This is a genomic window from Rhodanobacteraceae bacterium, from assembly GCA_016713135.1.
Taxonomy (GTDB): domain Bacteria; phylum Pseudomonadota; class Gammaproteobacteria; order Xanthomonadales; family SZUA-5; genus JADKFD01.
Genome location: JADJPR010000023.1, coordinates 132,550 through 158,272 on the forward strand (window position 1 = coordinate 132,550; position 25,723 = coordinate 158,272).

At 67.8% G+C, this 25,723-nt stretch carries 16 protein-coding genes and 1 pseudogene; 8 read left to right on the plus strand and 9 right to left on the minus strand.

Annotation, left to right across the window (positions count from 1 at the left end; genetic code table 11):
- The first annotated feature begins 214 nt into the window (after positions 1-214).
- Positions 215-1,084, plus strand: coding sequence for a thioredoxin (gene trxA / locus IPK27_20530; GenBank protein MBK8069912.1), 870 nt, complete (start codon positions 215-217; stop codon positions 1,082-1,084).
- Between the two features lie 109 nt (positions 1,085-1,193).
- Here the strand turns inward: trxA and IPK27_20535 are convergent, their stop codons facing one another.
- Positions 1,194-2,612, minus strand: a complete 1,419-nt coding sequence (locus IPK27_20535; GenBank protein ID MBK8069913.1) for a tetratricopeptide repeat protein — start codon at positions 2,610-2,612, stop codon at positions 1,194-1,196.
- A gap of 207 nt (positions 2,613-2,819) precedes the next feature.
- Here IPK27_20535 and IPK27_20540 point away from each other — a divergent pair, with 207 nt between their 5' ends.
- On the plus strand, positions 2,820-4,142 hold the full coding sequence (locus tag IPK27_20540) for a HAMP domain-containing protein (GenBank protein ID MBK8069914.1): 1,323 nt from the start codon (positions 2,820-2,822) through the stop codon (positions 4,140-4,142).
- Entirely contained in the window at positions 4,139-4,777 is a 639-nt protein-coding gene (locus tag IPK27_20545; protein ID MBK8069915.1) for a response regulator transcription factor, read from the plus strand. Before IPK27_20540 ends, IPK27_20545 begins: the two co-directional genes overlap by 4 nt.
- A gap of 439 nt (positions 4,778-5,216) precedes the next feature.
- On the opposite strand, the gene IPK27_20550 is transcribed toward IPK27_20545, so the two are convergent.
- Entirely contained in the window at positions 5,217-6,227 is a 1,011-nt protein-coding gene (locus IPK27_20550) for a DUF3011 domain-containing protein (protein ID MBK8069916.1), read from the minus strand.
- Between the two features lie 228 nt (positions 6,228-6,455).
- On the opposite strand from IPK27_20550, the gene IPK27_20555 reads away from it, so the two are divergent.
- The 4 genes and pseudogenes from IPK27_20555 (at position 6,456) to IPK27_20570 (ending at position 14,892) form a co-directional block, all read left to right on the plus strand.
- Positions 6,456-8,495, plus strand: a complete 2,040-nt coding sequence (locus IPK27_20555; GenBank protein ID MBK8069917.1) for a heme-binding protein — start codon at positions 6,456-6,458, stop codon at positions 8,493-8,495.
- A gap of 1 nt (position 8,496) precedes the next feature.
- Positions 8,497-10,287, plus strand: a complete 1,791-nt coding sequence (locus IPK27_20560; GenBank protein MBK8069918.1) for a hypothetical protein — start codon at positions 8,497-8,499, stop codon at positions 10,285-10,287.
- A gap of 247 nt (positions 10,288-10,534) precedes the next feature.
- Positions 10,535-14,228: pseudogene (locus IPK27_20565) on the plus strand (hypothetical protein).
- Between the two features lie 187 nt (positions 14,229-14,415).
- Positions 14,416-14,892: a DUF423 domain-containing protein gene (locus IPK27_20570; GenBank protein ID MBK8069919.1), complete on the plus strand. Its 477-nt coding sequence runs from the start codon at positions 14,416-14,418 to the stop codon at positions 14,890-14,892.
- A gap of 96 nt (positions 14,893-14,988) precedes the next feature.
- Here IPK27_20570 and IPK27_20575 read toward each other — a convergent pair whose 3' ends face one another.
- The 6 genes from IPK27_20575 to IPK27_20600 form a co-directional block, all read right to left on the minus strand.
- Positions 14,989-15,450 (minus strand): group 1 truncated hemoglobin, encoded by a 462-nt coding sequence (locus IPK27_20575; protein ID MBK8069920.1) that lies wholly within the window; start codon positions 15,448-15,450, stop codon positions 14,989-14,991.
- Between the two features lie 11 nt (positions 15,451-15,461).
- Positions 15,462-16,367: a DUF3034 family protein gene (locus IPK27_20580; GenBank protein ID MBK8069921.1), complete on the minus strand. Its 906-nt coding sequence runs from the start codon at positions 16,365-16,367 to the stop codon at positions 15,462-15,464.
- Between the two features lie 27 nt (positions 16,368-16,394).
- A complete protein-coding gene (locus tag IPK27_20585) occupies positions 16,395-17,102 on the minus strand; it encodes a hypothetical protein (protein MBK8069922.1) in 708 nt (235 codons plus the stop codon).
- Between the two features lie 312 nt (positions 17,103-17,414).
- The gene (locus tag IPK27_20590) at positions 17,415-18,047 is read right to left on the minus strand and encodes a hypothetical protein (GenBank protein MBK8069923.1); all 633 of its coding nucleotides are present in this window, start codon (positions 18,045-18,047) and stop codon (positions 17,415-17,417) included.
- Positions 18,048-18,101: 54 nt separating this feature from the next.
- Positions 18,102-18,563, minus strand: a complete 462-nt coding sequence (locus IPK27_20595) for a cupin domain-containing protein (protein MBK8069924.1) — start codon at positions 18,561-18,563, stop codon at positions 18,102-18,104.
- Positions 18,556-19,299, minus strand: a complete 744-nt coding sequence (locus IPK27_20600; protein MBK8069925.1) for a sigma-70 family RNA polymerase sigma factor — start codon at positions 19,297-19,299, stop codon at positions 18,556-18,558. Before IPK27_20600 ends, IPK27_20595 begins: the two co-directional genes overlap by 8 nt.
- A gap of 132 nt (positions 19,300-19,431) precedes the next feature.
- Here IPK27_20600 and IPK27_20605 point away from each other — a divergent pair, with 132 nt between their 5' ends.
- Positions 19,432-20,529 carry an MFS transporter gene (locus IPK27_20605; protein ID MBK8069926.1) on the plus strand — a complete coding sequence of 366 codons (1,098 nt, stop codon included), beginning with the start codon at positions 19,432-19,434 and terminating at the stop codon, positions 20,527-20,529.
- A gap of 371 nt (positions 20,530-20,900) precedes the next feature.
- On the opposite strand, the gene IPK27_20610 is transcribed toward IPK27_20605, so the two are convergent.
- Complete coding sequence (locus IPK27_20610; protein ID MBK8069927.1) at positions 20,901-25,619, minus strand: fibronectin type III domain-containing protein; 4,719 nt, start codon at positions 25,617-25,619, stop codon at positions 20,901-20,903.
- Positions 25,620-25,723 lie beyond the last annotated feature (104 nt).

Genomic DNA, 25,723 nt, shown 5'->3' on the forward strand with positions numbered 1-25,723 from the left:
TCTTCAGTCGTTGCCCGCGGTTAGACGATCGCCGACCGGAATTGCCCCCACGGGTCCGCCGCAGCGCCGGGACAGCACCGATTGCCTGCTTTTCTCTGCGTTCCTTCGCGTCCTTTGCGTCTCTGCGTTGAACTGTTTTCCGTTGCCAGCGGCCCGGGTGTTGCTTTCCGCACGACCGCCCCCACTTCGCCAGCTACCTTTCCGGAGACCCGCCATGGCCGACTCAGCCCATATCTTCAACGCCACCCAGGACAACTTCGAGATGGACGTCCTGGAGGCCTCGTTCACGACGCCGGTGCTGGTCGATTTCTGGGCGCCGTGGTGCGGCCCGTGCAAGACCCTGATGCCGCTGCTGGACAAGATCGTTGGCGAGGCGAAGGGGGCGCTCAAGCTGGCCAAGGTCAACACCGACGAAGAAATGGCGCTGGCCGGCAGCTTCGGCATCCGCAGCCTGCCGACGGTGGTGCTGTTCAAGGACGGCCGCCCGGTGGACGGCTTCATGGGCGCGCAACCGGAAGGCGCGATCCGCGCGCTGCTGGCCAAGCACCTTGGCGCACAGCCGGCCGCTGCGCCTGAGCCGGAACCCGAGCCGGAGGCTGACCTCGATGCCGAGGACCTGGGCGCGCTGATCGTCAGCCTGCAGGCCGCAATCAAGGCCGACCCGAAGAAGGCCGAACTAAAGGCTGAACTGGCCGACGTGCTGCTCCGCGCGGGCGAGGTCGAGGAGGGCGTCGCCCTGCTCGACAAGCTCCCGGGCGAAGCCCAGGAGCACGAGATTGCCCGCCGCGCGCGCGCCCGCCTGGGCTTCATCCAGGCGATTGAACACGCGCCGGGCGAACAGGCGCTGCAGCAGGCCATCGCAAATGACGGCGGCAACCTGCTGGCGCGTTACCAGATCGGCGCGCGCCTGCTGCTTGGCGGCCAGTACGCGGCCGCCATGGACCAGTTCCTGGCCGTGCTCAAGGCCGATCGCAAGTTCAATGACGACCTCGGCCGCCGCGCGCTGCTCGACGCCTTCCGCGTGGTGCCGGACGCTGACCTGATCGGCGACTACCGCCGCAAGATGACCAGCCTGCTGTTCTGAGCGTCTTCACCGCTGCGCCCGGGGTCCGCGCGCAGCGCCTTCCCCGGGGTGCTCGCGGCGACACCGGGTGAGCCGCCGCCCCGGCACGCCGGGTCAGCGGCTGCGGCGATCAGCTCAACCCGAGTTGCTTCAGCAACTGCGCCGGCTGCGGATCGTCGGGATAGATCTGCGCCATCTGTGCAAGCAGTTTGCGCGCGCCTTCAAGATTGTTGGAATGGGTGGCCAACACGCGCGCCAGTTGCAGCCCCGCCGCCAGATGCTCGGGGTGCGTGCGGTGCTGCTTGAGGAATGCCAGCAGCAAGCGCGAGGCGAGGTCGGAGCGCTCCGCGAAAGTGAGCTTTTTCGCGACGGCGAGCACACGGTCCGGCAAATCCATCAGGAACTGCGGCTGCAGCGCCATGCCCTGGTCGACCAGCCAGGGCAATTCCCCCGGCTTGCTGGCGCTGGCCCATTCGACCGCCAGCGGCGCCAGCTCGCGCGCCAGCGCCTCGGGCTGTCCCAGTTGCTGCATCAGCGCGGCCAGTTCCGCTTGTGACCGCAGCCGCGAACGCACCCAGTTGGCAAGGCGGCGCGCCGCGATCTCGGCGCCTTCCTCCGCATGCACCCGGGCCAATTGCTCGGCCAGGCTGACCGCCGGTGCGCTTGCAGGCGCTGCCTCCGCGGCTTGCTCCAGCGACGACTCGAGGTCCTCCTCGACGCCGAGTTCGGGCAGGTACACGCGCTCGATGACGAACCAGAACGGCAACAGCAGCAGCATCGTGATCGCGCCAAACACGATCACGATGCCCCAGCCGGCGCGCACCACCAGGCCCGCCAGGCCGTTGGCGATGACTTCCGCGCCCATCCACAGCACGCCGATGGCCACCGCCGACAGCGCCCAGGCCGGGATCGCGATCGCCAGCAGGTCGCGATTCACGCGCTGGAAACTGTCGACCAGAATGTCGCCGATGGGTTCCTCGCCACGGATGGCGCGGATCTGCGTCACGGCCGACAAGGTCGCCAGCCAGAAGCCGATCGGCGAGAACAGCCACAGCACCAGCGGAACCGTCCACCAGCCGAAGGTGCCGAACAGCCACATGCCGAATTCGATGAACGAGGGCGACTTCGCCAGCGCCATCAGCATCGCGCGCAGGATCCACGCCAGCACCAGGCCGAACAGCAGCCAGAAGCCCATGACCAGCGCCAGCCGCTCGGCAATGCCCTGGGCGGGTGTCACGCGAGCGAGGCCCCAGGGCTGTCCTTCGGCGCGAACCAGCGCGATGTAGCCGGCGGCGCAGAGCGCGGCGGTGACAGCCGAGCCAATCACACTGTCGACAATCTGGCGCCAGGCACCGGCGCGGCCGATGCCCGACGCCATCAGGTCCGGCCAGAGCCAGATGAACACGCCGTAGCCCAGCGCCACGGGCAGGATCCGCATCCAGTGGCGGGCCAGGACCTGCCAGCTGGGCAAAATCCAGTGCCAGAGCCAGGTGCCCGCCAGCGCAGTGTCAAAGGGATGCTCGCCGGTACGCGCCGCCAGTGTGCCCATCGACCACCCGATGTCTGCCCCGTTGCGACCAGTCTAGCCCGGCCGCCGCAGGAACGGTCGCTCAACCACCGGGACACCTGCGCGCGAGCACAGACAAGGGATGCGCCGCCGGAATCGACGCTGCGGCTGATGCGCCTCCCACTGCAGGAGGATGCGCTCGCCCGGGCGCCGGATGCACACGGGGCGCGCCTCGCGCATGATTCGGCCATGCCTACCCGTCGCCGCGGCCTGCGCCTGCAACTGACCTTGTTCTACATCGCGCTGTCGGTGCCCGCGCTGCTGCTGATCGAACAAATCATGCTCGGCGTGCAGTTCCAGCGCTGCCTGTCCGAACTGGACGATGGCCGCGTGCAACGCGTGCTGGCGCGCGAGGCCGGCGCGCTGGCCGAGGCCATGGCGCGCGGCATCGCCCAGCCCGAGGTCGACCAGCGTCTGCGCCGTTTCGTGCTGGAACTGGAGCGCCCGCGCGAGAGCCTGGGAACGCAGGCAGCCTATGTACTGCTGGAACTGGCGCCGCATCCTTTCGCGGTATCGCTGCTTGCACCCGGCGCTCCCGCCCTGGCGCCCGCAACGGACGGCATGGTCCATCGCCGCTGGAGCGCCTCGCTGCCCGGCCAATCGGGCACCCTGGTGCTGGATCTTGCGGTACCCTCGCCGTGGGATCCCTTCGGCCGCAAGCTGAGTTTCGAGTGGCCCATCGCCGTCGCCTATCTCGCGCTCTTCCTGGTCGGCTCCGCCTGGTTCCTGCGCCGCCGGGTGCTGGCGCGCATCGCGCGCATCGATGCGGCCGCGCAAGCTTGGGCGCGCGGCGATTTTGCGCCGCATCTGGTCGATCGCAGCAGCGATGAACTGGGCCAGCTCGCGGCCGACCTGAACCGCATGGCCGCTGACCTGAAAGCGCTGTTCGCCACCCGCGCGCAGCTGGCCACGCTGGAGGAACGCCGCCGGCTGGCGCGCGATTTGCACGACACGGTGAAGCAGAAGGTGTTCGCGCTGTCGCTGCAGCTGGCCGCGGCGCGCGAGGGCAGCGCCGATGGTGCGCGCCAACAGCAGCGCCTGGCTGAAGCGGCGGCGCTGGTCGAGGAGATCCAGCGCGAGCTTGCCGACCAGCTGCGCGAACTGCGCGAGGATGCCGGCGCGGCCGAGGACCTGGTTCCCGAGTTGCAGCGACGCCTCGACGATTTTGCGCGGCGCAGCGGGCTGGCGGTGCTGCCGAACCTGCCGGCCCAGCTGAGCCTGAAGCCGGCGCAGACCGAATCCGTACTGCGCATAGTTGACGAGGCCCTGGCCAATGTCTGGCGCCACAGTGGCGCCTCGCATGTACGCCTGGACCTGCTCCGCAGCGATCGCTGGGTGGAACTGGTGGTCGCCGATGACGGCCGCGGTGGCGCGCGCGAATCGCCGCTGGGAATGGGCATCGGCAATATGCGCCAGCGCGCCGCCGGACTGCCCGGCGGCGAATTTGCGCTCGACAGCCGGGAGCACGGCACTACCGTGCGCATGGGGTTCGAACTGGAGGCAACGGCATGAAACTCAGGGTCTTGCTGGTCGATGACCATGCGGTGGTGCGCCAGGGGCTGCGTGCTTACCTGGAGCTGCAGCCGGACATCGAGGTCTGCGGCGAATCCGGCAATGCCGCGCACGCGGCAGAACTCGCAGGGCGGCTCAGGCCGGACGTTGCGCTGGTCGACATGGTCATGCCCGGAGGCGATGGCATCGAGGCCACCCGCGGCATCCGCAGCGCGAGCCCGGCCACCCAGGTGGTGATCCTGACCTCGCTGACCGATGAAGCCAGCGTGCGCCCCGCGCTCGAAGCCGGGGCCGTCAGCTACCAGCTCAAGGATGTCGCCGGTCCGGAACTGGTCGAGTGCATCCGCAGCGCCGCCCGCGGCGAATCCCGCCTGCACCCGCGCATCGCCGCCAGCCTGGTGCGTACCCTGCGCGGCGACCACAAACCCGACCCGCTCGCCCACCTCAGCGCGCGCGAACGCGACGTCCTGCTGCTGATCGCAGACGGCCTGTCCAACCAGCTCATCGCCGACCGCCTTGGGATCGGCGAAGCCACCGTCAAGACCCACGTCGGCAATCTGCTGGCCAAACTCGAACTGGCCGACCGCACCCAGGCCGCGGTGTGGGCGTGGCGGCATGGGCTGGTGCCGGGGTGAGAGTCCCGGTCGCCCTGGCCGGTGCGCTTGTTCGCGCATCGAACTGCAGGGCACGAGGCCACGAGGGCACGCGAGAGTCGGTTCGGTGCCAAGGAGCGCCTTTGCGTGCCCTCGTGCCCTCGTGCCCTCCGAATTACCTTTTCTAAATCAATGCCTTGCGACAGGCTCGGCGAGAGCAGGCCTTGGTTTGGGATTCAGTTTTCGGTCGTCGGCAGCGATGCCGGCTGGCCGGATCTCCTGTGGAGCCGACTCTGTCGGCGGTCTCTCCCGCTGCCGCCGGGAAAGACCAGCAAACCCCGCGACATATCGCGCGGCTTCACGCTGGCCGATAGCGAACCGTCCGGCCCAACTGCGGAAATCGCGCCGGCGCCGCACCGACAGCCCGGCGAGACCAACCCGGCGCCCACAGGTGCGCCGGGTCGGGAATCAACTCAGCCGGTTACTTGCCGGCGCCAAAACGCGCGCGGCAGCCGCGATCCACCCACAAGCCACGCCGCGGCGAGTAGCCCCATGAGACGCCCTCGACACATGGCTGGCGCGAGTACTGCTCCAGCAAGTACGGCTGACCCTGACGCTGATCCCAACTGCACAGGGCATAGCGGCCGTCGAGGCTGGCGCATTCGGTGGTGAACGCGTCGTAGCGGTCCGGATCGTAGAATCCACCGCTGGAACGATAACCCTCGGCGAACACACCGCCGCAGCCGCGGTCAACCCAGATCACGCCCGGGCGCTGGCCCCAGGTACGGCCTTCGACGCACAGGCTGCTGCCGCTGAGCTGACGCAGCATCACCGCGACGCCGCGGAACGCGACATTGCATTCGCGGTATCCGCGCACGCTGCTGCAAGTGATTTCGGGCAACTGGCCGACTGCAACCGGCGCGCCCTCGATGAAGCGCGCGCGACAGCCTCCCGAGACCCAGACCACCCCCGGGCGGTGGCCCCAGTTGCGGCCTTCGACGCAGCGTGTCGAGGACAATTGACGCTCGATCGTCGGCACATTACGGAAACCGGTCAGGCATTCGCGATAGCGACCATCGCGGGATTCGCACAAGACTACCTGTCCGCGGCCCGGGAACGGCTGCTGCCAGCCCGGCGTGGTCCACTGTCCCTGCCCCGGACCCGGCCCCGGGCCCGGGCCCGGACCCGGCGGCGGGTTGTTTGGAAACGTATTGCCGTCAGCCCGATCGCGCAGGGACTCGGCCATGTCCTGGGTGATCTGTGCATAGGTCCAGCCTCGCGGGATCTGCTCCAGGTAGAACTCGAGCTGATCTTCCGGCAGGGACGCACCGCCGGACATCTCGGCGTACTGCTTCTCCAGCACGCGGACCTGTTCGGGCTGGGTCAACTTGCCCAGATCCTCGGGCGCATAGGCCTTTTCGCCTGGCGCTTGCGCCAGCAAGGGGAGCGAAACCGCCAGCATCAGGGCTGCCAACCATCGAGTCATCTTCATTGCAAGGCTCCTGGAGTTTCATGCGATCGACGACCGCACTGGCCCCGATGGTAGCGCCTGCGCCTGACCGGAGCATGATCAAGGTCGAAAATCCGGACGATCCGACAACGTCTTCGAGTGCGATTGCGCATGCGAACGGTGCTCAATCGTTACCGAAGACGTTTATGATCGTCCCGCCACAGTCGACCTGATCAGCGGTCGGCCCACCGAACTCGGGGAGGACGCAGGATGGCTTGGGGACGCAACCGCAGCGTGGCGTTGGGAATGGCCGTGGCACTGCTCGCCGGATGCGGCGGCGGCGGCGGGCCCGATTCGACCGGCACCGCGCCACCGCCCGCGACGGCACCGTCGCAGGGCTGCACCGGCAACTGCGCGACAGCCGAGTCGCGCCTGACCGTGGCCGATGTCAACACGGTGATCGCACAGGCGGTGGCGGAGGCGCAGGCGCAGAACCTGCCGGCCACCATCGCGGTGGTCGACCGGGTCGGCAACGTGCTCGGTGTGTACCGCATGACCGGCGCCAGGGCGCTGGTGCGCATCCACTCCGAGCGGACGGTCGTGGGCGGCCTGGAGAACCTCCAGGTTCCCTCCGAACTTGCGGCCATCGCGAAGGCACTGACCGGCGCGTACCTGTCGAGCGAAGGGAATGCGTTCACCACGCGCACGGCCAGCCAGATCGTGCAGCAGAGCTTCAATCCGGGCGAGGCCAATGCGCCCTCCGGACCTTTGTTCGGCGTGCAGTTCTCGCAATTGCCCTGTTCCGACTTCATGGGTCGCTTCCAGTCCGGCCAGTCGCCGGGTCCAGGCCCGAAGCGATCGCCACTCGGATTGTCGGCCGACCCAGGCGGCTTTCCGTTGTACAAGAACGGTGTGCCGGTCGGCGGCATCGGCGTTGCGGCCGATCCCGACTACACCCTCGATCCGCGCATCACCGATCGCGATCGCGATCAGGACGAGATGATAGCGCTGGCGGGCACCTTCAACTTCGGCGCCCCGACCAACCGTCGCGCCGATGCGATCACGGCCGATGGCAAGACCTTCCGCTACAGCGATGTCGAGTTCTCCGACCTTGCGCGGCAGCCTGGCGGGGCGCCGGCGTTGTCGGCAAGCACGGGCGCCTTCATCAGCGTCGCTGCATACGCTGATTCGCTGCCACGCGATGGCACGGCCTTTGGCACCCCGGCATCCGGCATCCGCCCTGCCGATGGCGACTTGTCGGAACTCGACGCATTCATCCTGGTCGACGCCGCCAATCAGAACCGCTTCCCGGCGCGGGCCGGAACGGAGGATGCAGGCGCGCTGACAGCGGCAGAGGCCCAGACGGTCCTGCGCGAGGCACTCAAGATTGCGAACCGCGCACGCGCCCAGATCCGCCAGCCGCTCGGCTCCCAGGCACGCGTGAGCGTCTCGATCGTCGACACCCATGGAACCCTGCTGGCGATGGCGCGGACCCGCGACGCGCCGGTGTTCGGCCTCGATGTCAGCCTGCAGAAGGCGCGCACTGCCGCCTTCTATTCGAATGCCGCAGCCGCGGGTGACCTGCAGAGCCTGCCTGCAGCCACCTACCTTGGCTCAGCTGTCGATGCAGCAGGCGCCCAGTTCACCAGCGTGGCCCAGAGTTCGGTCGCCGGCTACGTCGCCACCGCTCGGGAGTTCCTCGGCATCCCGACCGCCCTGGCAGACGGCGCCATCGCGTTCTCTGATCGCGCCGGCGGCAACCTGTCGCGGCCGTTCTACCCGGACGGAATCACGAGCGCAGGGCCAGGGCCGTTCTCCAAGTCCTTCGACGCCTGGAGCCCGTTTTCGGTTGGCCTGCAGCTGGATCTGGTCTACAACCAGTTGGCCCTGCATGTGGCGCACTACATCTCGCAGCAATTCCGCATCGCCCTGTTTCTGGATGGGCAGTTGCTTGCGCCCGCGCCAACCGCGGCCAACCCGGTGCCGATACCGGATATCGGCGCCAACTGTACCGGGCTGCAGCGACTGCCCAATGGCATCCAGATTTTCCCGGGCAGCGTGCCAATCTTCCGCGGGGATCGCCTGGTAGGCGCCATCGGCGTGTCTGGCGACGGTGTCGACCAGGACGACATGGTGTCATTCCTGGGGGTGCACAACGCCGGTGTCCTGCTCAACGGCGCTATCGGCAACGCGCCGCCGGGCCGCCGCGCCGATCAACTGGTGCCGCGCGGGGCACGCCTGCGCTACGTGCAGTGCCCGCAGGCGCCCTTCATCGATTCCACCGAACAGAACGTCTGCGAGGGCAAGTGACATGAGCCTGTGCCTCTCCGCTGCGCTGGCCACCCTGCTGTGCCCGGCCGATCTGCCTGCCGCCTCCCTGTCCCAGGTCAGCCCGCTGATCGGCGGCGCCCTGCCCGCCTACCTCTATGACCCGGGCAAGCCGGGCCTGGTGCGCCGCCGTCCGGGCCACCCGGCGCCGGGTGCGCGCGGCCGTCCGGACCAGAATCCATCGAATGTGGATCCGGCCCCGGTGGATGCCGTGGGCGAGTTCGTGCCAGTGCCGGACCGCTGGCGCCTGATGGAGGCGCTTGGCTTCAAGCATCCGTGGTACGACCCGTACAACCAGAACATCTGGAAGGGCGACAAGCCGCTGCACGACGACTGGTTCCTCAGCCTGCTGGCGATCTCCGACACCCTGCTGGAGCCGCGCTCGATCCCAACCCCGGTCGGCGCACAGGCCAGCCAGAATCCTGGCGCGATCGACATCTTTTCCGGCTTCGACCAGACCATCCTGGCACAGACCGTGCTCGCGGGACTGGTCTATTACAAGGGCAACACCACCTTCAAGCCGCCCGAATACGAGTACCGCCTCACGCTCGCCTTCAACTACAACCGGGTGGAGGTCGATGACGTACGCGCACTGACCATCGATCCGCGCAAGGGCACGGTGCGCGACGACGGCTTCGTGGCGATCCAGGAAGTGTTCGCCGACATCCATTTGCGCGACGTCTCGCCGCGCTACGACTTCGACGCGATCCGCTTCGGCATCCAGCCTTTCTCCAGCGACTTCCGCGGCTTCCTGTTCCAGGACCTGCAGTTCGGCGTGCGCCTGTTCGGCAACCGCGACAACAACCACCGGCAGTACAACCTGGCATGGTTCCGAAGGGTCGAGAAGGACCTGAACTCCGGCCTCAACGATGTCGCCGAGGGCCTGCGCGATGACGACATTTTCATTGCCAACTACTACTGGCAGGACCTGTTCGGCATCCTCGGCCTGATGCAGCAGGCCACCGTCGTGTGGAACCGCAATCGCGAGGACGAGTTGTTCTTCGACAGCAATGGATTCATCCAGCGCCCGTCCTCGCTCGGCACCGAACAGTTCCGCGAATACGACGCGATCTACCTTGGCCACAATGCCGACGGCCACCTCGGCGCGTACAACGTGTCGACCTCGGCCTACTACGTCTTCGGCAGCAACGACAACACCTTCACCGGGCGCGACAGCGATATCCGCGCCGGCTTCTTCGCCGCCGAGATCTCGCGCGACTTCGACTGGATCCGCCCGCGGCTGTCGATCGCCTATGCCAGCGGCGACGACGATCCATTCGACGACAAGAGCACCGGCTACGACGCGATTTTCGAGAACCCGATCTTCGCCGGCGCCGACACCAGCTACTGGATCCGCCAGAACATCCCGCTGATCGGCGGCGGTGGCGTCACCCTGGCGCCGCGCAACGGCATCTTGCCGTCCATGCGCCCAAGCAAGGAACAGGGCCAGTCGAATTTCGAGAACCCGGGCCTGCACCTGATCGGCGTCGGAGCCGACTTCGACATCACGCCGGAATCGCGCGTCTCGTTCAACCTCAACCAGCTGTGGTTCGATGACACCGCGGTACTGGAAGTGGCGCGTAACCAGGCACCGATCGACCGCGAGATCGGCACCGATCTCTCGGTGGCCTGGATCTGGCGCCCGTACATGACCCAGAACATCGTGGTGCGACTGTCCGGCGCCGTGCTGGAACCGGGCAGCGGCCTCGAAGACCTGTACGGCGAACGCGACCCGTTCTACACCGTGCTGGGCAATGTGATCCTGTCGTACTGACCGCGCGCGAGGCAATCATGAAGCTCAATGTCATCGCACTGCTGGCCACGGCCGCCGTCGCCCTCTCCGCCCAGCCGCTGCTGGCCGCCGACGAGGAACACCCGGTCGAACGCAACTACACCAAGGCCCCGGACGCGCCGAAGAGCCAGTCCTGGGCGCAGGCGGACGCCAAGAGCGCCGGCTGCATGAGTTGCCACAACCCGATCGACCAGAAATCGATGCACGCCTCGAATTCGGTAGTGCTCGGATGCGTCGACTGTCATGGTGGCGACGCCACGGTCATGGGACCCAAGGATGCGCCGGACACGTCGCGCAGGCGCCCGGCCACGGGAACCCGGGCGAGCACGCGGCCAACGAACATGGCGACGAACACGGCGAGGGCCATGGCGCCGCCGCGCACGCCTACAGCCCGGACTACTTTGGCGCGATGGAACGTGCGCATGTGCTGCCGCGTTATCCCGGCGCCTGGCACTACCCGCGCTCGTCCAACCCCGAGCGCAGCTACACCCTGCTCAACCGCGAGGCGCCGGAGTTCGTGCGCTTCGTCAACCCCAGCGATCTGCGCATCGCGCATGAGGCCTGCGGCGCCTGCCACATGCCGATCATCGAAGCCGCCAAGCGCTCGATCATGGCCACCAGCGCGATGCTCTGGGGCGGCGCGGCGTACAACAACGGCATCCTGCCGTTCAAGCGCTACATCCTCGGTGAGGGCTATCAACGCGATGGCACCGCCGCGATCATCAAGGCGCTGGAGCCGGTCACCCCGCAGGCGGCCGTCAAGGGCGCGCTGGAACAACTGGTTCCGTTGCCGGCGTGGGAAGTGATTCCCCCGGGCGACATCTTCCGCGTGTTCGAGCGCGGTGGCCGCAACATCAACACCACCTTCCCCGAGACCGGCCTGCCGAACTCGCTGGGCCAGATCCAGCGCCTGGAAGAACCCGGCCGGCCCGACTTCAAGCAGTCCAACCGCGGCCCGGGCACTGGCCAGCGCATCGCCGTGCCGGTCATCAACATCCACAAGACCCGTTTGAACGACCCGAACATGTGGTTCATGGGCACCAACGACCAGCCGGGCGATTTCCGTCAGTCCGGCTGCTCGGCCTGCCACGTGCCCTACGCCAACGACCGCGATCCGCGCCATTCCGGTCCCTACGCCGCTGCCGGCCACATGGGCCACAGCCAACAGGCGGACCCGACCATCCCAAAGGACCGTCCGGGCCACCCGCTGAAGCACGCCTTCACCCGCGCGATCCCGACCAGCCAGTGCATGAACTGCCACATGCACCAGCCGAACATGTTCATCAACACCTTCCTCGGCTACACCATGTGGGACTACGAGTCCGACGCACCCTTCATGTGGCCGGAGCAGCAGCAGTACCCCTCGCACACCGAGATGCGCAAGGCGCTGGACCGCAACCCCGAGGAAGCAGTGATCCGCGGCAAGTGGGCTGACCTCGAATTCGTCAAGGAGGTCTCGGCGCTGAACCCGCAGCTCAAGGACACCCAGTTCGCCGACTATCACGGCCACGGCTGGAACTTCCGCGCGATCTTCAAGCGCGATCGCCAGGGCAATCTGCTCGATGCCGAAGGCGCAAAGGTCTCGGACGACGACCCGAAGAAGTTCGAGAAAGCGGTGCACATGTCGAGCATCCATGTGGACCTCGGCATGCATTGCGTCGACTGCCACTTCGCCCAGGACATGCACGGCAACGGCCACATCGTCGGCGAGGTCGCCGCCGGGGTGGAGATCCAGTGCAAGGACTGCCATGGCACGCCGGACCAGTACCCGAACCTGATCACCTCGGGCCCGATGGCCAGCAAGCAGGGCCGCGACCTCTCCAACCTGCGCAATCCGGACGGCCAGAAGCGCTTCGAGTGGATCGACGGCAAGCTGATCCAGCGCTCGATCATGCAGAGCGGGCTGCAGTGGGAGATGTCGCTGGTCAAGGATGTCTCCGACAAGGAGAGCCCGGCCTACAACGCGAAGGCCGACCGCGCCCACACCATGAAGGCCGACCCGAAGACCCAGGAGTATGGCCAGCAGGTGCCACCGACCGAGTACGCGCACGGCGAGGACAAGATGCTGTGCTACAGCTGCCACACCAGCTGGACCACCAGCTGCGGCGGCTGCCATCTGCCGATCCAGGCCAACTGGAAGACCGAGCGCCACCACTACGAAGGCGGCATCACGCGCAACTACGCCACCTACAACCCGCAGGTCGCGCGCGATGACGTGTTCATGCTGGCCAAGCACGGCGAGGTCAAGGACTACAAGTACGCGCCGATGCGTTCCTCCAGCGCGCTGATCCTGTCGTCCACCAACTCGAATCGCGAGCGGATCTACATCCAGCAGCCGCCGATCGCCGCTTCCGGCTACAGCTCGCAGGCGCTGGCGCCGCACTACCCGCACACCGAGCGCCGCACCGAGACCAAGACCTGCACCGACTGCCACCTGTCGCAGGAAGGCGACAACAACGCGATCATGGCGCAGCTGCTGGGCCAGGGCACCAAGTTCATGGACTTCCTCGGCTTCAATGCCTGGGTCGGCGGCGAAGGCGAGATCAGTGCCGTGCGCGTCACCGAATGGGAAGAGCCGCAGGCGGTGGTCGGCAGCTACCTGCACCGCTACGCTTACCCCGACTGGTACAAGAAACACGAGGACAACGGCCGCCAACTGGAAGAGGCCTACGAGCACAAGGCAGGCGTTGCCAACTGCATCCAGTTGCGCGGCGAATACGTCTATGTCGCCGAAGGCAGCAAGGGCTTCCGCGTCTACGATGCCGCGTCGATCGCCAACAAGGGCGTGAGCCAGCGGATCATCACCGCGCCGTTCTCGCCGCTGGGGCATGACACCCACATCGACACGAAGAACGCCACCTGCGTGGTGCTGGCCACCACCCAGCCGGTGCAGCCCTCGCGCAACGAGGGCGATCTGATGCGCAAGGTCAACCTGGAACAGCCGGCGCATCCGATCTACCGCTATGCCTTCGTCACCGATGCCGAGGAAGGCTTGATCCTGGTCGATATCGACTCGCTGTACGACGGCGAGCCGCGCGACAACTTCCTCACCCGCGCGCTGACCTGGAACGAGAACGGCGTGCTCGACCGGCGTGCGCCATCTGACCATCGCCGGCTACTGGTTCTACTTCGCGACGCCGAAGGGCATCGTCGTGCTCAACATGAACGACCCGATGAAGCCGCAGTACGTGCGCACCGTGGAGATACCGGACGTCCGCGGCAGCCAGCAGCAGTTCCGCTACCTGTTCGTCACCACCGGCCGTGGCCTGGAAGTGGTCGACATCACGCACCCGGACAAGGCTTATGTGGTGGCCGACGCCTACGTCCCGATCCGCGATGCGCACAAGCTGCACGTCGCGCGCACCTACGCCTACGTCGCCGCCGGCGGCGAGGGCCTGGTGATCGTCGACGTCACCAAGCCGACCCAGCCGAAGCTGTACCAGCGCTTCGACGGTGGCGGCGCAATCAGCGATTCGCGCGACGTGACTGTGGCCTCGACCAATGCCTCGCTGTACGCCTACATCGCCGACGGCAAGAACGGCTTGCACGTGGTGCAGCTGACCGGCCCGGACATCCAGCCGAAGTTCTACGGCTACAGCCCGGAGCCGAAGCCCAAGCTGATCGCCAGCCATGCCACCGGCAAGCCGGCGCTGTCGCTGTCGCGCGCACTCGAACGCGACCGCGCGGTCGATGAGACCGGCGGCCAGATCGCGGTGCTCGGCCGCGTCGGCTCGCGCCCGCTGAACGAGGCCGAGCAGCGCGCCTTCTTCCTCGACGAAACCGGCAATCCGTGGTTCGTCAGCGACAAGGTCGAAGGCCCGCGCGGCATCACCTCGCCGGTGATGCCGTACAAGAACAACCGCACGCTGGAGCAACAGGGCCTCAAGGCGCCGCTCAGGAATCCGAGCGACACACCGCACTGAGGCGCAATGCGGCCGCCGGGCTCCGGTCCGGCGGCCGCGTTCTTCCTTGGCATTTCCAGCCGAAGTTGTTGTCCGCAAAGGACGCAAAGATCGCAAAGGAAAGCGCAGCGACAGCGGGCGCCGCCATGGGGACTGGCTGGCATGCCGACGGGTGATTTCTGCGCCTTTGCGTCCTTTGCGGACAACAATGACGCTCCGACAGCAGGCGGACGTCGCATTCACGGAAGCGCATGCCCCCGGCCCGATCGATACGGCGATGCAGAAACAACAGCCCAGGGTCTTCGTCGCCATCGCGGCGCTCTACGGCGCACTCGCCGTGGCACTCGCGGCCGCAGGCGCCCATGCCTTCGCCGACCTCCTCGTCGGCAGGGCTGCACTACGTTTCGACACCGCCCTCAGGCTGCACCTGGTGCACGCCCCTGCCCTGCTCGCACTGGCCAGCGCGCACGCACTCCTGCGCCCGCGCTGGTGGCTGGCTGCCGCCTCGCTGATGGCGGCCGGCACCCTGGTGTTCTGCGGCGGGCTTTACCTCGCCGCGCTGGGCATCACCGAGGCGCTGATCCCGATCGTGCCGATGGGTGGATCGGCACTGATCCTCGCCTGGCTGGTGCTGGCGGTGGCGGCGGTCATCGGCCCCCGAAACCGGGGCGAAGAGCCGGCGTAGGCCGGTGTATCGCGCCAGCGATTCACCGGCAAAGAGCGCCGGGGAGCCGCTTTGCGCAACCCCGGCCTACGCAAGTCCGCAGCGGAAAACCGGCCCTCAGCGATTGATCACTTCGCGATGCATCGGCGCCAGCTTCGCCAGCAGCTGGTTCTGCGCGCGGGTCGGGATGCCGCGGCGGTCCATCGCGATCTGCAGGTCTTCGACCAGAATGTTGAAGTCCGCGTGGGTGACTTCGATCCCGGCGTGTGCCTCGACCATGTCCATGCCGGTGTATTCGCAGTCGCCACCGAGGATCACACAGAACTGCTCGACCAGTTTGTCCTTCACCCGCTGCTGGTCCACCTGCTCGAAAAACACCGCCATGCGCGGATCGTCGAGCAGGATCAACATGAAATCGTCCATCAGCGCGGTCAGTCCCGGCTTGCCGCCGAATTCGTCGAGCACGTCGCGCAGTTCTGGGTGCGCGGGCGCGGGGTTCGGAACCGTCGCGGCCGGCTCGGCCCGCGCGGTCATCGCCGTGGCCAGCAGCAGGAGCAGCGTGGCAGTGTGCAGTCGCATCTTCATTCTCCTCAGAATCCCACCTGGACAGACAAATAGGTGCCGCTCTGCTCCGCGAGCACCACGTTGCCGAGATCGACATAGGCCAGCGTGACCGACACATGGCGGTTGGGCGCCCAGGCCAGGAACACATCCCACCAGGCGTCCTCGGCGGCAATCGACAACTGGTCCGGCTTGCTGCGGTATTCGGCGCCGAGCGCCAACTGGCGCGTCAGAAGGTAGGCCGCCGAGGCCTCCCATTGCAGGCTGCCGGAGCCGCGGTCGCCGCCGAAGCCGAGGATCCCGAGCTGGTTCGCCTCGGTGTAGCGCAGCGTGCCGTTGAGCAGCAGGCTCTGGGCCAGGAACAGCTTGGTCGCCGACAGGTAGACGTCGGTGCCGCTGTCGTCCTCGGCGCCAACCGCGCGCACCACATCGCCTTGGCGGTTGCGCTTGTGTTGCACGCCCAGCGCGATCTGCGGCAACCAGGAGTCCTGCTCCAGCACCGCATCGCCAGCGATGCGCAGCTTGGCTCCGATGACGTCCTGCTCGAATTCGAAGCCGCGCCCGAGTCCGAGCAGCGCACCCACGCCCTCGGTATCGAACACCTGGCGCGCATAGCTCAGCTCGACACGATCGTTGTAGCCAACGACCACGCCCCAGACGCCGAGGTTGTAGTCGTCGACGTCGACCCGGGTGTAAGTCGCGTTGGCACCGAATTGGCCACGTGCGCCATAGCCACCGATCAGCGCCCAAGGCGTCAGGCCGCCGCCAGCCGCACCTTCCACCTGAGTCACGCCGCCGGTCAGCAACAGCTTGCCGCCGGTGGCCGACTGCGCCAGCAGCGGGACAGGCGAGGCCGCCACCAGGGCCAGGGCCAGGCAAGCGGAATGCCGAGGGAAAACTGGTTCATCGAAGTGCTCCGGGGAGTCAGGATGTATGGGACTGGCGCGCGCCGACGCGCGCCATCAGGGCGTCGAAGGCCGCCGCAAAGCGCCGCGCGTGCCGCCACGCCAGAGCGGTGCGCGCAGATGGAAATCGCCGCCAGCAGCGCGCTCCAGCAGTCCGCAGGCGCTGTCGATTGGGTGCAGCAACGCGCGCCAGGCAACCACCGAGCAGCAGCAGCCAGACGCCGCACCACGTGACCGGGCAAGGGCCAGAATGGGCGTGGTCAGGTGGGCGGTCTCGCTGTCCGAAAGCTGTGCATGGAGAGCAACCGGCGCATCGCTGCCGAACAGCGGCAGGCGCAGCCCTGGGCCCCGGTCCGCCGACGCATCCTGCCGATCGCCGTCGGCCGGAGCGCCTGCCTGCGCCAGCGTGCGCTCATCGCGATCGCGCAGCACCAGCTTCACCGGCGCCAGCGCTGCCAGGCGCTGCAGCCAGGCCTCGTCGAGCGGTCGCGCGGCGTACAGCCAGGCTTCGATGGTCCCGCCGCGCATCAATGGAAGGATCACGCCCAGGTAGGCACGGCCCTCTTCGCGGACCACCCCGCGGACCAGCGCGTGCTCCTGTTGCGCACGCTGGAACAAGGCATGCCCCGACGGCAGCCCGCCGCTGTCCAGCCAGGGCCGGGCACCGACGACCCAGCGACCGCCGATGTCGATGATCCCGGCGATGCCCAGGCCGGTCTGCGCACGCCGCTCTTCGAGCAGATCGGCGATCGACGCGGTGTCCACCGGCTGCCCGCCGCTGGCCAGCGCCAGCGCATCCGCGATATAGGCGATCGATGCATTGTCGCTGGCGATCCATGCCGCGCGCGTTTCGAGATCGGCCGCCAGCGTCGACTCGACCTCGGCCTGTGCGGCCAGAAGCTGGCGGATCGCGACGCTTGATCGCGGCCGTTCGGCCTCGCCCTGCAGCCACAGGCCAGAGACCGACGCCGCTGGCGGCGATCAGCAGCAGACCAAGGAGCGCAGCCAGCAGCCATCGGGTCCGCAGGCGGTTCATGGGCGGCGCCCTGCGCGGGCTTGCTGAGGTCGATGCGGCGATCAAGTGGTAGTGCCCGATGGCGGGGTGACCAGCGTCTGCACGCCGGCGCGTGGATGCCAGAAATGCAGCTCGCCGCGGCCGGGCGGCAGTTCGACGAGGCGGTAACGCCCGTCGGTTCCCGGTCGCGTGTGGTGGACCGTTGGCAGCACCAGGATCTGTGCCTGCATCACGTGATGCACATTGCAGTTCACGACCACCAGGCCCGGTTGGTCGAACACCCGCTCGCGGCTCTCGCCCTCCCCGTAGAAGGGTGTTGGTGTTGGTGTTGGTGTTGGTGTTGGTGTTGGTGTTGGTGTTGGTGTTGGTGTTGGTGTTGGTGTTGGTGTTGGTGTTGGTGTTGGTGTTGGTGTTGGTGCGGGAGCTGGAGCTGGTGCGGGTGCGGGTGCTGGCGCTGATGCGGGAGCTGGCGCTGGAGCCGGTGCGGGAGCTGGCGCTGGCGCTGGCGCGACCTTGCCGCGGGCATCTCGGGGACTGCGGGCGCTGCCGGTTCTGGGCTGGCCGGTACGGGCGAAGCGGCGGGCTCTGGCGCCTGCGGCGTCGCGGGCCCGCGCTGCGGGGTCTGGGCGCAGGCGCCGAGCAACAGCGCAAGCAGGGCGATCGTCAGTCTCATGGCAGCATCCATCCGGCCCCATGCCGGTCGATGCCGCCTTACGTTTCCAATGCAGGAAACGGATGCAGCTGTGGGGTCAGCGCGCGCGCAAGTAGTGTTCGACTGACTGCGAGCGGATCAGCAGCAGTGCGCCACGCGGCGCGGACAACGGCGAATGACGGCTGCCGGGCAGCGCGTGCAGGTAATCGCCGACACCATACTCGATCCCGTCCTGGATGATCGAACCCTCCAGCACCAGGCATTCCTCATCGTCCTGGTGCGCGTGCGGCGGGATCACCGCGCCCACATCCAGCCGCCACAGGGTGGTCTCGTTGCCGCGCCCGGTATCCACGCGCAGGCGCTTGATCGAGATGCCCGCGGCCAGCGGCAGCCACTGTCCGGCATCCGCGCGCACCACCTGGATCCCGGCGGCGCGTTCGAGAATGCGCGTGCGCAGACGCTCGCGCAGTCCGTCAGCCAGCGGGAGCGGTTTCAGGGCGCTCCCGAGCAATCCGATGTCCCCGGGCTCCAGCGCCAGCTCGCGCGCCTCGTCAACCATGTTCCTGCACTCCCACCAGTTTCATCTTCAGACTTGCCATGCCACGCCGGATATGCGACTTGATGGTTCCCAGCGGCATGCCGGTGCGCTCGGCAATATCGCCGTGACTCGCCCCCTCGAAGAAGGCCATCAGGATCAGCCGGCGCTGCTCGGCACTCAACTCCGCCAGCGCGCTGCGCACCCGGTGTCCGTCGACAAAGGCCTCGAGGTCGGTCGCATTCCCGCCATCTTCACGATCTTCATACGCCGCCTCGGCGGCACCTGGATGCAGCGCGTCGAGCGATTGCATCGGCTTGGCCCGGCGCCGACGATCGCTGGCGCGGCTCCAGGCCAGCATCGACAGCCACGCCATCACGCTGCCGCGCGAGGGATCGAAGTCGGCGACGTGCTCCCAGGCGTACTGGTAGGTGTCCGCCAGCACTTCCTCGACGTCGCGCGGGTCGCCGCAGACGCGCGCCGCCACGGCGTGCAGACGATCGACCGAATGGCTGTAGAGCTGGTCCAGCGCCCGGACCTCGCGACGGCGCATGCCGTCCAGGCAGCCAAGCAGGCGTTCGTCCGCCTCCTTGTCCACGCCCCAGGCCGGGTTTCGTCCCATGTCCAAGGTCGGGTTCAGCGTTTCGGTAGCCATCCCTGTCGGTACGATCAGATTGCGGCCGATGCAGGATAGCGCCTCGCCGGGCCAACGCGGGCGAAACACGGGCGGCTGCGGCAGCGCAGGTCGACCGCCGCGCAATCAAGGCTCCGATCGCCGATCATCGCCCGCCCTGGAAGAGATGCCTGCCCATGCCGTCCGGCACTGACCGCCAGCGTCGCGCCGTCCCCCCTGCTCGGCCTGTGCCAGGGCCTGCTGCTGACCGGCAACGCGATGCTGGTCAGCATCAATGGCCTGGTGGGCTTCCAGCTTGCGCCGGATCCCCGGCTCGCCACCCTTCCGGTGACCAGCTTCGTGCTCGGTGGGGCGCTGTCGACCCTGCCGATCTCGCTGCTGATGCAGCGTCGCGGGCGCGCCTTCGGCTTCGCGCTGGGCTGCGCCGCGGCGATGCTCGGCGCGCTGCTCACGGCGCTGGCAGTGGCGAGCGCCAGCTTCTGGCTGCTGTGCCTGGGAACCCTGGTCTTCGGCTTCTACAATGCGGCCGGCCAGTACCTGCGCTTTGCCGCGGTGGACCTCGCCGCGCCGGGGCGCCAGGCGCGCGCGCTCAGCCTGGTGCTCGCCGGCGGCCTGCTCGGCGCCTTTCTCGGCCCGGCGCTCAGTCGCTTCACGGTCGATCTGCTGCCGCAGCGCTACCTGGCCACCTATCTCAGCCTGATCGGGCTGTCGCTGCTGATCTTCGCGGTCACGCGGCTGCTGCACTTCCCGCCTATTCCGCCACGGCCGGCCGCCACCCGGGCAGCGGCGGATCGCGCGGCCCTGTTCCGTCGTCCCGGGTTCTGGCTGGCCATCGCCGCATCGTCCTCCGCCTGGGCGACGATGAACCTGCTGATGACCGCCAGCCCGCTGGCGATGCAGGCCTGCGCCTACCCCTTCGCCGATGCCGCCTGGGCGCTGCAGTGGCATATGGTCGGCATGTACGCCCCGATGCTGGTCAGCGGGCCACTGATCGAACGCCTCGGCCCGCGCGGCGCCATCGCCATCGGCGCGCTGACCGTGGGCGCCTGCGCCGGCATCGCGCTCGCCGGCACCACGACCGGCCATTTCGTGACCGCGCTGGCACTGCTCGGAATCGGCTGGGCCCTGATGTTCACCGGCGGCAATACGTTGCTGACCCGCCAGTACGCGGAGCACGAAAAGGGCACCGCGCAAGGCGTGCACGACATGCTGATGTTTGCATCGATGGTGGTCTCGTCGCTGCTTGCAGGCCGCGCCGTGAGTCTGGCCGGCTGGGTCGAACTGCAGTGGCTCGCGCTGGCGGTGATGCTTGCTCTCGGCCTGCTGTTGCTGCTGCTGGGACCGCGCACACGCTAGTGTGGTGTTCCGTAATTAAGTTGAAGAATTCCGATGAATTTTGCGGCGAGGCAAGCGGAGGAGGGTGAAAGCCGGCGGCTTGCGCGGCATGCCGGCCGAGCTTGAACGCCCGCAACTGGTTGCGGGCGGAACCGGAGGTCATAGCAGGGCTATGGCGACGACGAGCAACGCCGCATCGGCGCAAAAGGCGCGGAAATAATTCAAGGTAATTACGGAACACCACACTAGTACGTCGATTGACGCGGGCGCACTCGACATCTGCGCGGCCGTGATCCGGCGCGCAGGATCCGCGGGAGCGCCTGGGGAGACTCGCTGCGATCCCGGAGGCAGCCACAGGACGGCGCGATGCCGTCCTGTGGCCGACGCTCCGGTCAGAAGCGGAAGCTGCCGTCGTTGCGGATCACCGTGCCGCTGCAACTGGCCGGAGTGGTGAACTCGCGGTTGCCGCTGGCGGTCGGGTGCGCGCCCTCCCAGGCGGCGGTCGCTCCGTTCCACTTGACGTACTTGTACTGGATCGCGGTGCCTGCGGGCAGCGTCAGCGTGCCGGACCAAGGCACATTGGCGCCGCTGCCCTGGATGGTCAGCGCGAAACCTGCGCCGGGGCTCCAGTTGCCGAGGGCAGGCTGGTTGCCGACGACATAGACGTTCTGGCCATAGACGGTGCCGGCGTTGGCGATGGTGAAACTGACCTGGCAACCGGGCGCGGGCGTGGTCACCGCCAACGCAGTGCTGGCCGCCGAGGCGTTTCCGACGGCGTCGAAGGCGCGCACGGTGTAGCTGTAGCTGGTGCTGGCCGCGACCGTGGTGTCGCTGTAACTGGTCGCCGCCGTGCTGCCGATGCGGGCACCGCCGCGGTAGACGTCGTAGCCGGTGACCCCGACGTTGTCGCTGGATGCGGTCCAGGACAGCGCCACGCTCGCGGCGCTCACCGCACCGCGCGTCAGGCCGGTGGGCACGCTCGGCGCCTGGGTGTCGCCGCCGCTGCAGGGATTGGACTTGCTGACAGTGCCGTTCTGCACCGCAGAGATCCCCGGCGTGAGCTGGTAGTTGTTGCCGCCGTTGTTGTCCCAGCTGCCGCTGCCGTTGTTGAACACCGCCTGCAGACTGGTCGCGGCGCCGAGCGCCACGGTCTGCATCTTCCAGCCGCTGCAGGCCGGATCCATCGGCACGCCGGGCACCGCGGTCCAACTCCCGCCGCCCGGCGCGTAGTGCACATTGGTCGCGCTCCAGCCGCTCGGTATCCGGTGGTAGATCGTCGCGGTGTTGCCGGCCGAGGTGGTCAGGGTGCGTGGCGCGCTGGCGGCCGATGTGTTGCCGACCGCGTCCTGCGCGCGGACGGTGTAGCTGTAGGTCGTGCCGGGCGCCAGGCCGGAGTCGCTCCAGCTGGTCGCCGCCGTGCTGGCGACCTGCACCCCGCCGCGCAGCACCAGGTAGGTGGCCACCGCGACATTGTCGGTCGACGCGCTCCAGCTCAGCGTCGCGCTGGTGGTTCCGATGTTGCTGGCGACGAGGTTGGCCGGCACGGTTGGCGCCTGGGTGTCGGCCGGGGGCGGGGTGCTCACGCTAGCGGCATTGCTGGCGGAAGACAGGTTTCCTGCCGCGTCGATGGCGCGCACCGTGTAGCTGTAGCTGGTGGCCGCAGCCAGGCCGTTGTCGACATAGCTGAGTCCACTGGTCACGCTGGCCACCTGAGTGGCGCCGCGGTAGACGCGGTAGGCCGCCACGCCGACGTTGTCGCTCGACGCCTGCCACTGCACGCGCACGCTGTTGGCGTCGATCGCGCTGGCGCTGGCATTCGCCGGGGCGGTGGGCGCGCTGGTATCCGGCGCACACGGGCTCACGCCGCTGCTGATCGCGCCGTTCGAGACCACCTGGATGCCGCTGCCCAAGGGGTAGTTGGCGCCGCCGCGGTTGTCCCAGGTGCCGGCGCCATTGTTGAACACCGCCTGCAGCGCGGTGGCCGCGCCGAGGTTGACGCTGTGGCGCTTCCAGCCGGCGCAGGCATCGGCCATCGCCACGCCCGGGACCGCAGTCCACGCGCCGCCAGCCGGTGCGTAATGGATGTTGGCCTGGGTCCAGCCGGCCGGCGTGCGATAGTAGACCTCGGCGACATTGCCCGCCAATGTCGTCACCGAGCGCGTGCCGCTCTGCGCGCCGCTGTTGCCGGCGGCGTCCTGGGCGCGGATCGCGTAGACATAGGTGGTCGACGGCGCCAGCGAGGTGTCGCTGTAGCGCAGGCCGTTCGCGGTGGCCACCTGCACGCCATTGCGCAGCACCAGGTATTGCGCCACGCCGTAATTGTCGCTGGCCGCCGTCCAGTCCAGTTGCACCGAGCTTGAGCTGATGGCCGAAGCCACCGGCGTACCGGGCGCGCCCGGCGGCAGCGTGTCCGGCGCCTGGGTGCTGGCGTTCAGCACGGCGCTGCGCGCGGACTGGTTGCCGGCCGCGTCCACCGCCAGCACCTGGTAGCTGTAGCTGGTGGATGCGGCGAGGCCGGTGTCGGTGAATGCCGGACTGCCGACCGTGCCGACCAGGGCACCGCCGCGGAACACCTGGTAGGCGGTCACGCCCACGTTGTCGCTCGAAGGTGTCCAGGCCAGCGCGATCGAACGATCGGTCCGCAGCGTCGCGGCCGGCGTTCCCGGAATTGTCGGCGGCGTGCTGTCGACCACCAGGAAGGGATAGACACCTTGCACCGTGCCGGCAGGGTCCTCGACAAAACCGGATCCGCTGGCGGTCGCGCGATAGGTGCCGGCGCCGACATACACCTGCTGGATCTCCGAACGGGTGACGTTGCCGCGGGTGTCGGTCATCTCGATGTAGTAATCGAGGTACTGGTTGCGGTAGTCGGAGAGGTAGGCGTAGTAGAGGTTGCCGATCTCCTGTGCCGGCACCACCTGCAGGGTGTCCTTGGTGGTGCGGATCCAGTCGACACCGTTCATCTGCGGGCGCAGGTCGCGCATTTGCAGCGGCACTGCGCGCCAGGCACCCACCTTGCTGGGGGTGATGTTGAGCCCCGGACGCCCGGCCAGCGCGGCCGGGTCGTAGACCTTGTAGGTGTCGTCGGACTCATCGATGCCGTTGCCGCTGTGCACGCGCACCATGGCGCGCGCCGAGGCGATCCCGGAGACGTCGAAGGCGTAGGTGTAGAGCGCGAAATCGCGGCTGTAGTGCTGCACGGTCCAGCCTTCGGCCTTGGACGCGTTGACCGAGCCCGGGTTGTAGGGATAGCGCTGCGGCCACCAGACGGAAGGGCCGGTGCGGTCCTGCGCCAGCCGCGCCTGCACATAGGGCTTCGAGAAGGCCAGCGAGTTGTTGAAAGCGAGTGTGGGCTTGACGCTGTCGTCCTGGTTCTCGTCGTAGTAACCGAAGCCCGAGTCCATCGCCGGCAGCAGGAAGTACCAGGCGAGTTCTGCCGGATTCGCGCCGCCGGCGTAGTTGTTCGCGGAATTGCCTTTCACCGGGAAGGAGAGCATCCACGGGTTCAGCTGGTTGCCTGGGTGGGTGATCTGCTGGTCGAGGACGGTGGTCGGCTGCCAATAGTTGGGATTGGCGTCCAGCCAGACTTGTTCGGCTGTTTTCGCGTAATTCAGCGCCGCCTGCAGCAGGGCGAAGTTGCGCTCCAGGTAGTGCCAGCCGTACTCCAGCGACACCGTCGCGCCTTCCTCGACCCCGCGCAAATTGCGCTTGGGCGCCAGGTTCATGCCGCTCACGCGATTGAACTCGGAGAACTGGCCCTTCCAGATCAGCATCGGCAGGCGCCAGTGGTACCAGGTGGGATCGGAGGAGGAATCGCGGGTGTCGATCCAGGAGCCGTCCTGCACATGCGCGATGTCGTTCGCCGGGATCGGGAACTGGCGCAGGTACTCGTCGATGCCCAGGCAATAACCCTGACCGCTGCAGGTGGTGTGGTAACCCGCCTGCCAGGTGTCCAGGGAGCCGGCGCGGCCGCTGGAATTGTCGCCATCGTGGGCGATCACGTAGAACTGGCGCGGCTCCAGCGCCTGGTAGGGCACCAGTTCGTCGACTGTGGTACTGCCGTCCCAGCCTTCCAGCCATGAGCCGTTCTGGCTCACCGGGATGCCCGCCACCTGGGTGACGGCGCCGGTTGCCGGATCGACATGGCGCACCCAGTGCGGGGTCGATGCGAAGGGGAATTTGTTCACCACCACCTGCTGCTCGTGGGCCATGCCCAGGGCCACCCAGCTCCCGGTGTTGCTGCTGTTGCGCAGGTCCGCCCGGTTCGGGGGTGAGGTCAGGGTGTCGCCGTTCGCATCGTAGGTGGCGTAGGGATAGTCCTTGAGCGTGCGCGAATAGTGATTGTTGCCGAGCACCGACCACTGGATGCCGAGCTTCGCGAGTGTCGGCACCAGGCGCGGCGAGAAGCCCAGTTCGGTCGGGAAAAACCCCTTCGACGAGACATAGCTGCCGCCGAGGAAATAGGGCTGGGCCAGGGTCGCGTTCTGGTAGATCAGTTCCTTGAGGAAGTAGTCCGGCCCGACCAGCGGACCCATCGTGTGATGGCCGGTGAAATGGATGGTATCCAGGGTGCGCTGGTTGTTCTGCGTGCGCAGCGCGTTCCAGGTGCTGGCCCAGCCCTGGCCCCAGTTGGGGTTGTTGTAGCCAGGCACGTTCTGCAGCTGGTTCAGGCTCTGCACGTTGTTGATCACGGCGCCGGACATGGTCACGTGGATCTGCCCGCGTCCGCCGGACCAGTTCTGTAACTCGCCGGCCACCTGCATCGGCCAGCCCATGTAGGCGCCGGTCTTGGCGTGGTGGCTGTAGTAGGCCACCAGGTCGTCGTGCGGCATGATCCCGCCGCCCAGCGCCGGTGGCAGGAAATAGCTGTAGCCCGGTGGCGGCGACTGCTTGAGCGCGATCACCTGGCCGTCGTAGCTGTAGCGGATCGGCGCCCCCACCGCCGTCGCGTCGTAGGTCGCCTGGACGTTCACCCCGTAGAACGGCCAGAAGTTCGGCATGTGGTTGTGGTAGACGTGGGCGGCGGGAACCCCCGCATCCGCGCCCACGATTCCTCCCAGCAAGCCCACGCCCGTTGCGATTGCAGCGACCACCCCGCGTTTCAGCGCCATCGTCCCCCTCCCCCATGCATTCCCTGCCGGTGTCGGACCGGCGCCGGGCAATCGACATGCAGCCGCCCTCGGTGCCGGCGCGGAGCGCGGCCTCGTCGAGTCCC

Bases quoted from the DNA above. Each gene is read 5' to 3' on its own strand.
- trxA (MBK8069912.1), top strand. From the start codon at position 215: ATGGCCGACTCAGCCCATATCTTCAACGCCACCCAGGACAACTTCGAG.
- IPK27_20535 (MBK8069913.1), bottom strand. From the start codon at position 2,612: ATGGGCACACTGGCGGCGCGTACCGGCGAGCATCCCTTTGACACTGCG.
- IPK27_20540 (MBK8069914.1), top strand. From the start codon at position 2,820: ATGCCTACCCGTCGCCGCGGCCTGCGCCTGCAACTGACCTTGTTCTAC.
- IPK27_20545 (MBK8069915.1), top strand. From the start codon at position 4,139: ATGAAACTCAGGGTCTTGCTGGTCGATGACCATGCGGTGGTGCGCCAG.
- IPK27_20550 (MBK8069916.1), bottom strand. From the start codon at position 6,227: ATGAAGATGACTCGATGGTTGGCAGCCCTGATGCTGGCGGTTTCGCTC.
- IPK27_20555 (MBK8069917.1), top strand. From the start codon at position 6,456: ATGGCTTGGGGACGCAACCGCAGCGTGGCGTTGGGAATGGCCGTGGCA.
- IPK27_20560 (MBK8069918.1), top strand. From the start codon at position 8,497: ATGAGCCTGTGCCTCTCCGCTGCGCTGGCCACCCTGCTGTGCCCGGCC.
- IPK27_20570 (MBK8069919.1), top strand. From the start codon at position 14,416: ATGACGCTCCGACAGCAGGCGGACGTCGCATTCACGGAAGCGCATGCC.
- IPK27_20575 (MBK8069920.1), bottom strand. From the start codon at position 15,450: ATGCGACTGCACACTGCCACGCTGCTCCTGCTGCTGGCCACGGCGATG.
- IPK27_20590 (MBK8069923.1), bottom strand. From the start codon at position 18,047: ATGGGGCCGGATGGATGCTGCCATGAGACTGACGATCGCCCTGCTTGC.
- IPK27_20595 (MBK8069924.1), bottom strand. From the start codon at position 18,563: ATGGTTGACGAGGCGCGCGAGCTGGCGCTGGAGCCCGGGGACATCGGA.
- IPK27_20605 (MBK8069926.1), top strand. From the start codon at position 19,432: ATGCTGGTCAGCATCAATGGCCTGGTGGGCTTCCAGCTTGCGCCGGAT.
- IPK27_20610 (MBK8069927.1), bottom strand. From the start codon at position 25,619: ATGGCGCTGAAACGCGGGGTGGTCGCTGCAATCGCAACGGGCGTGGGC.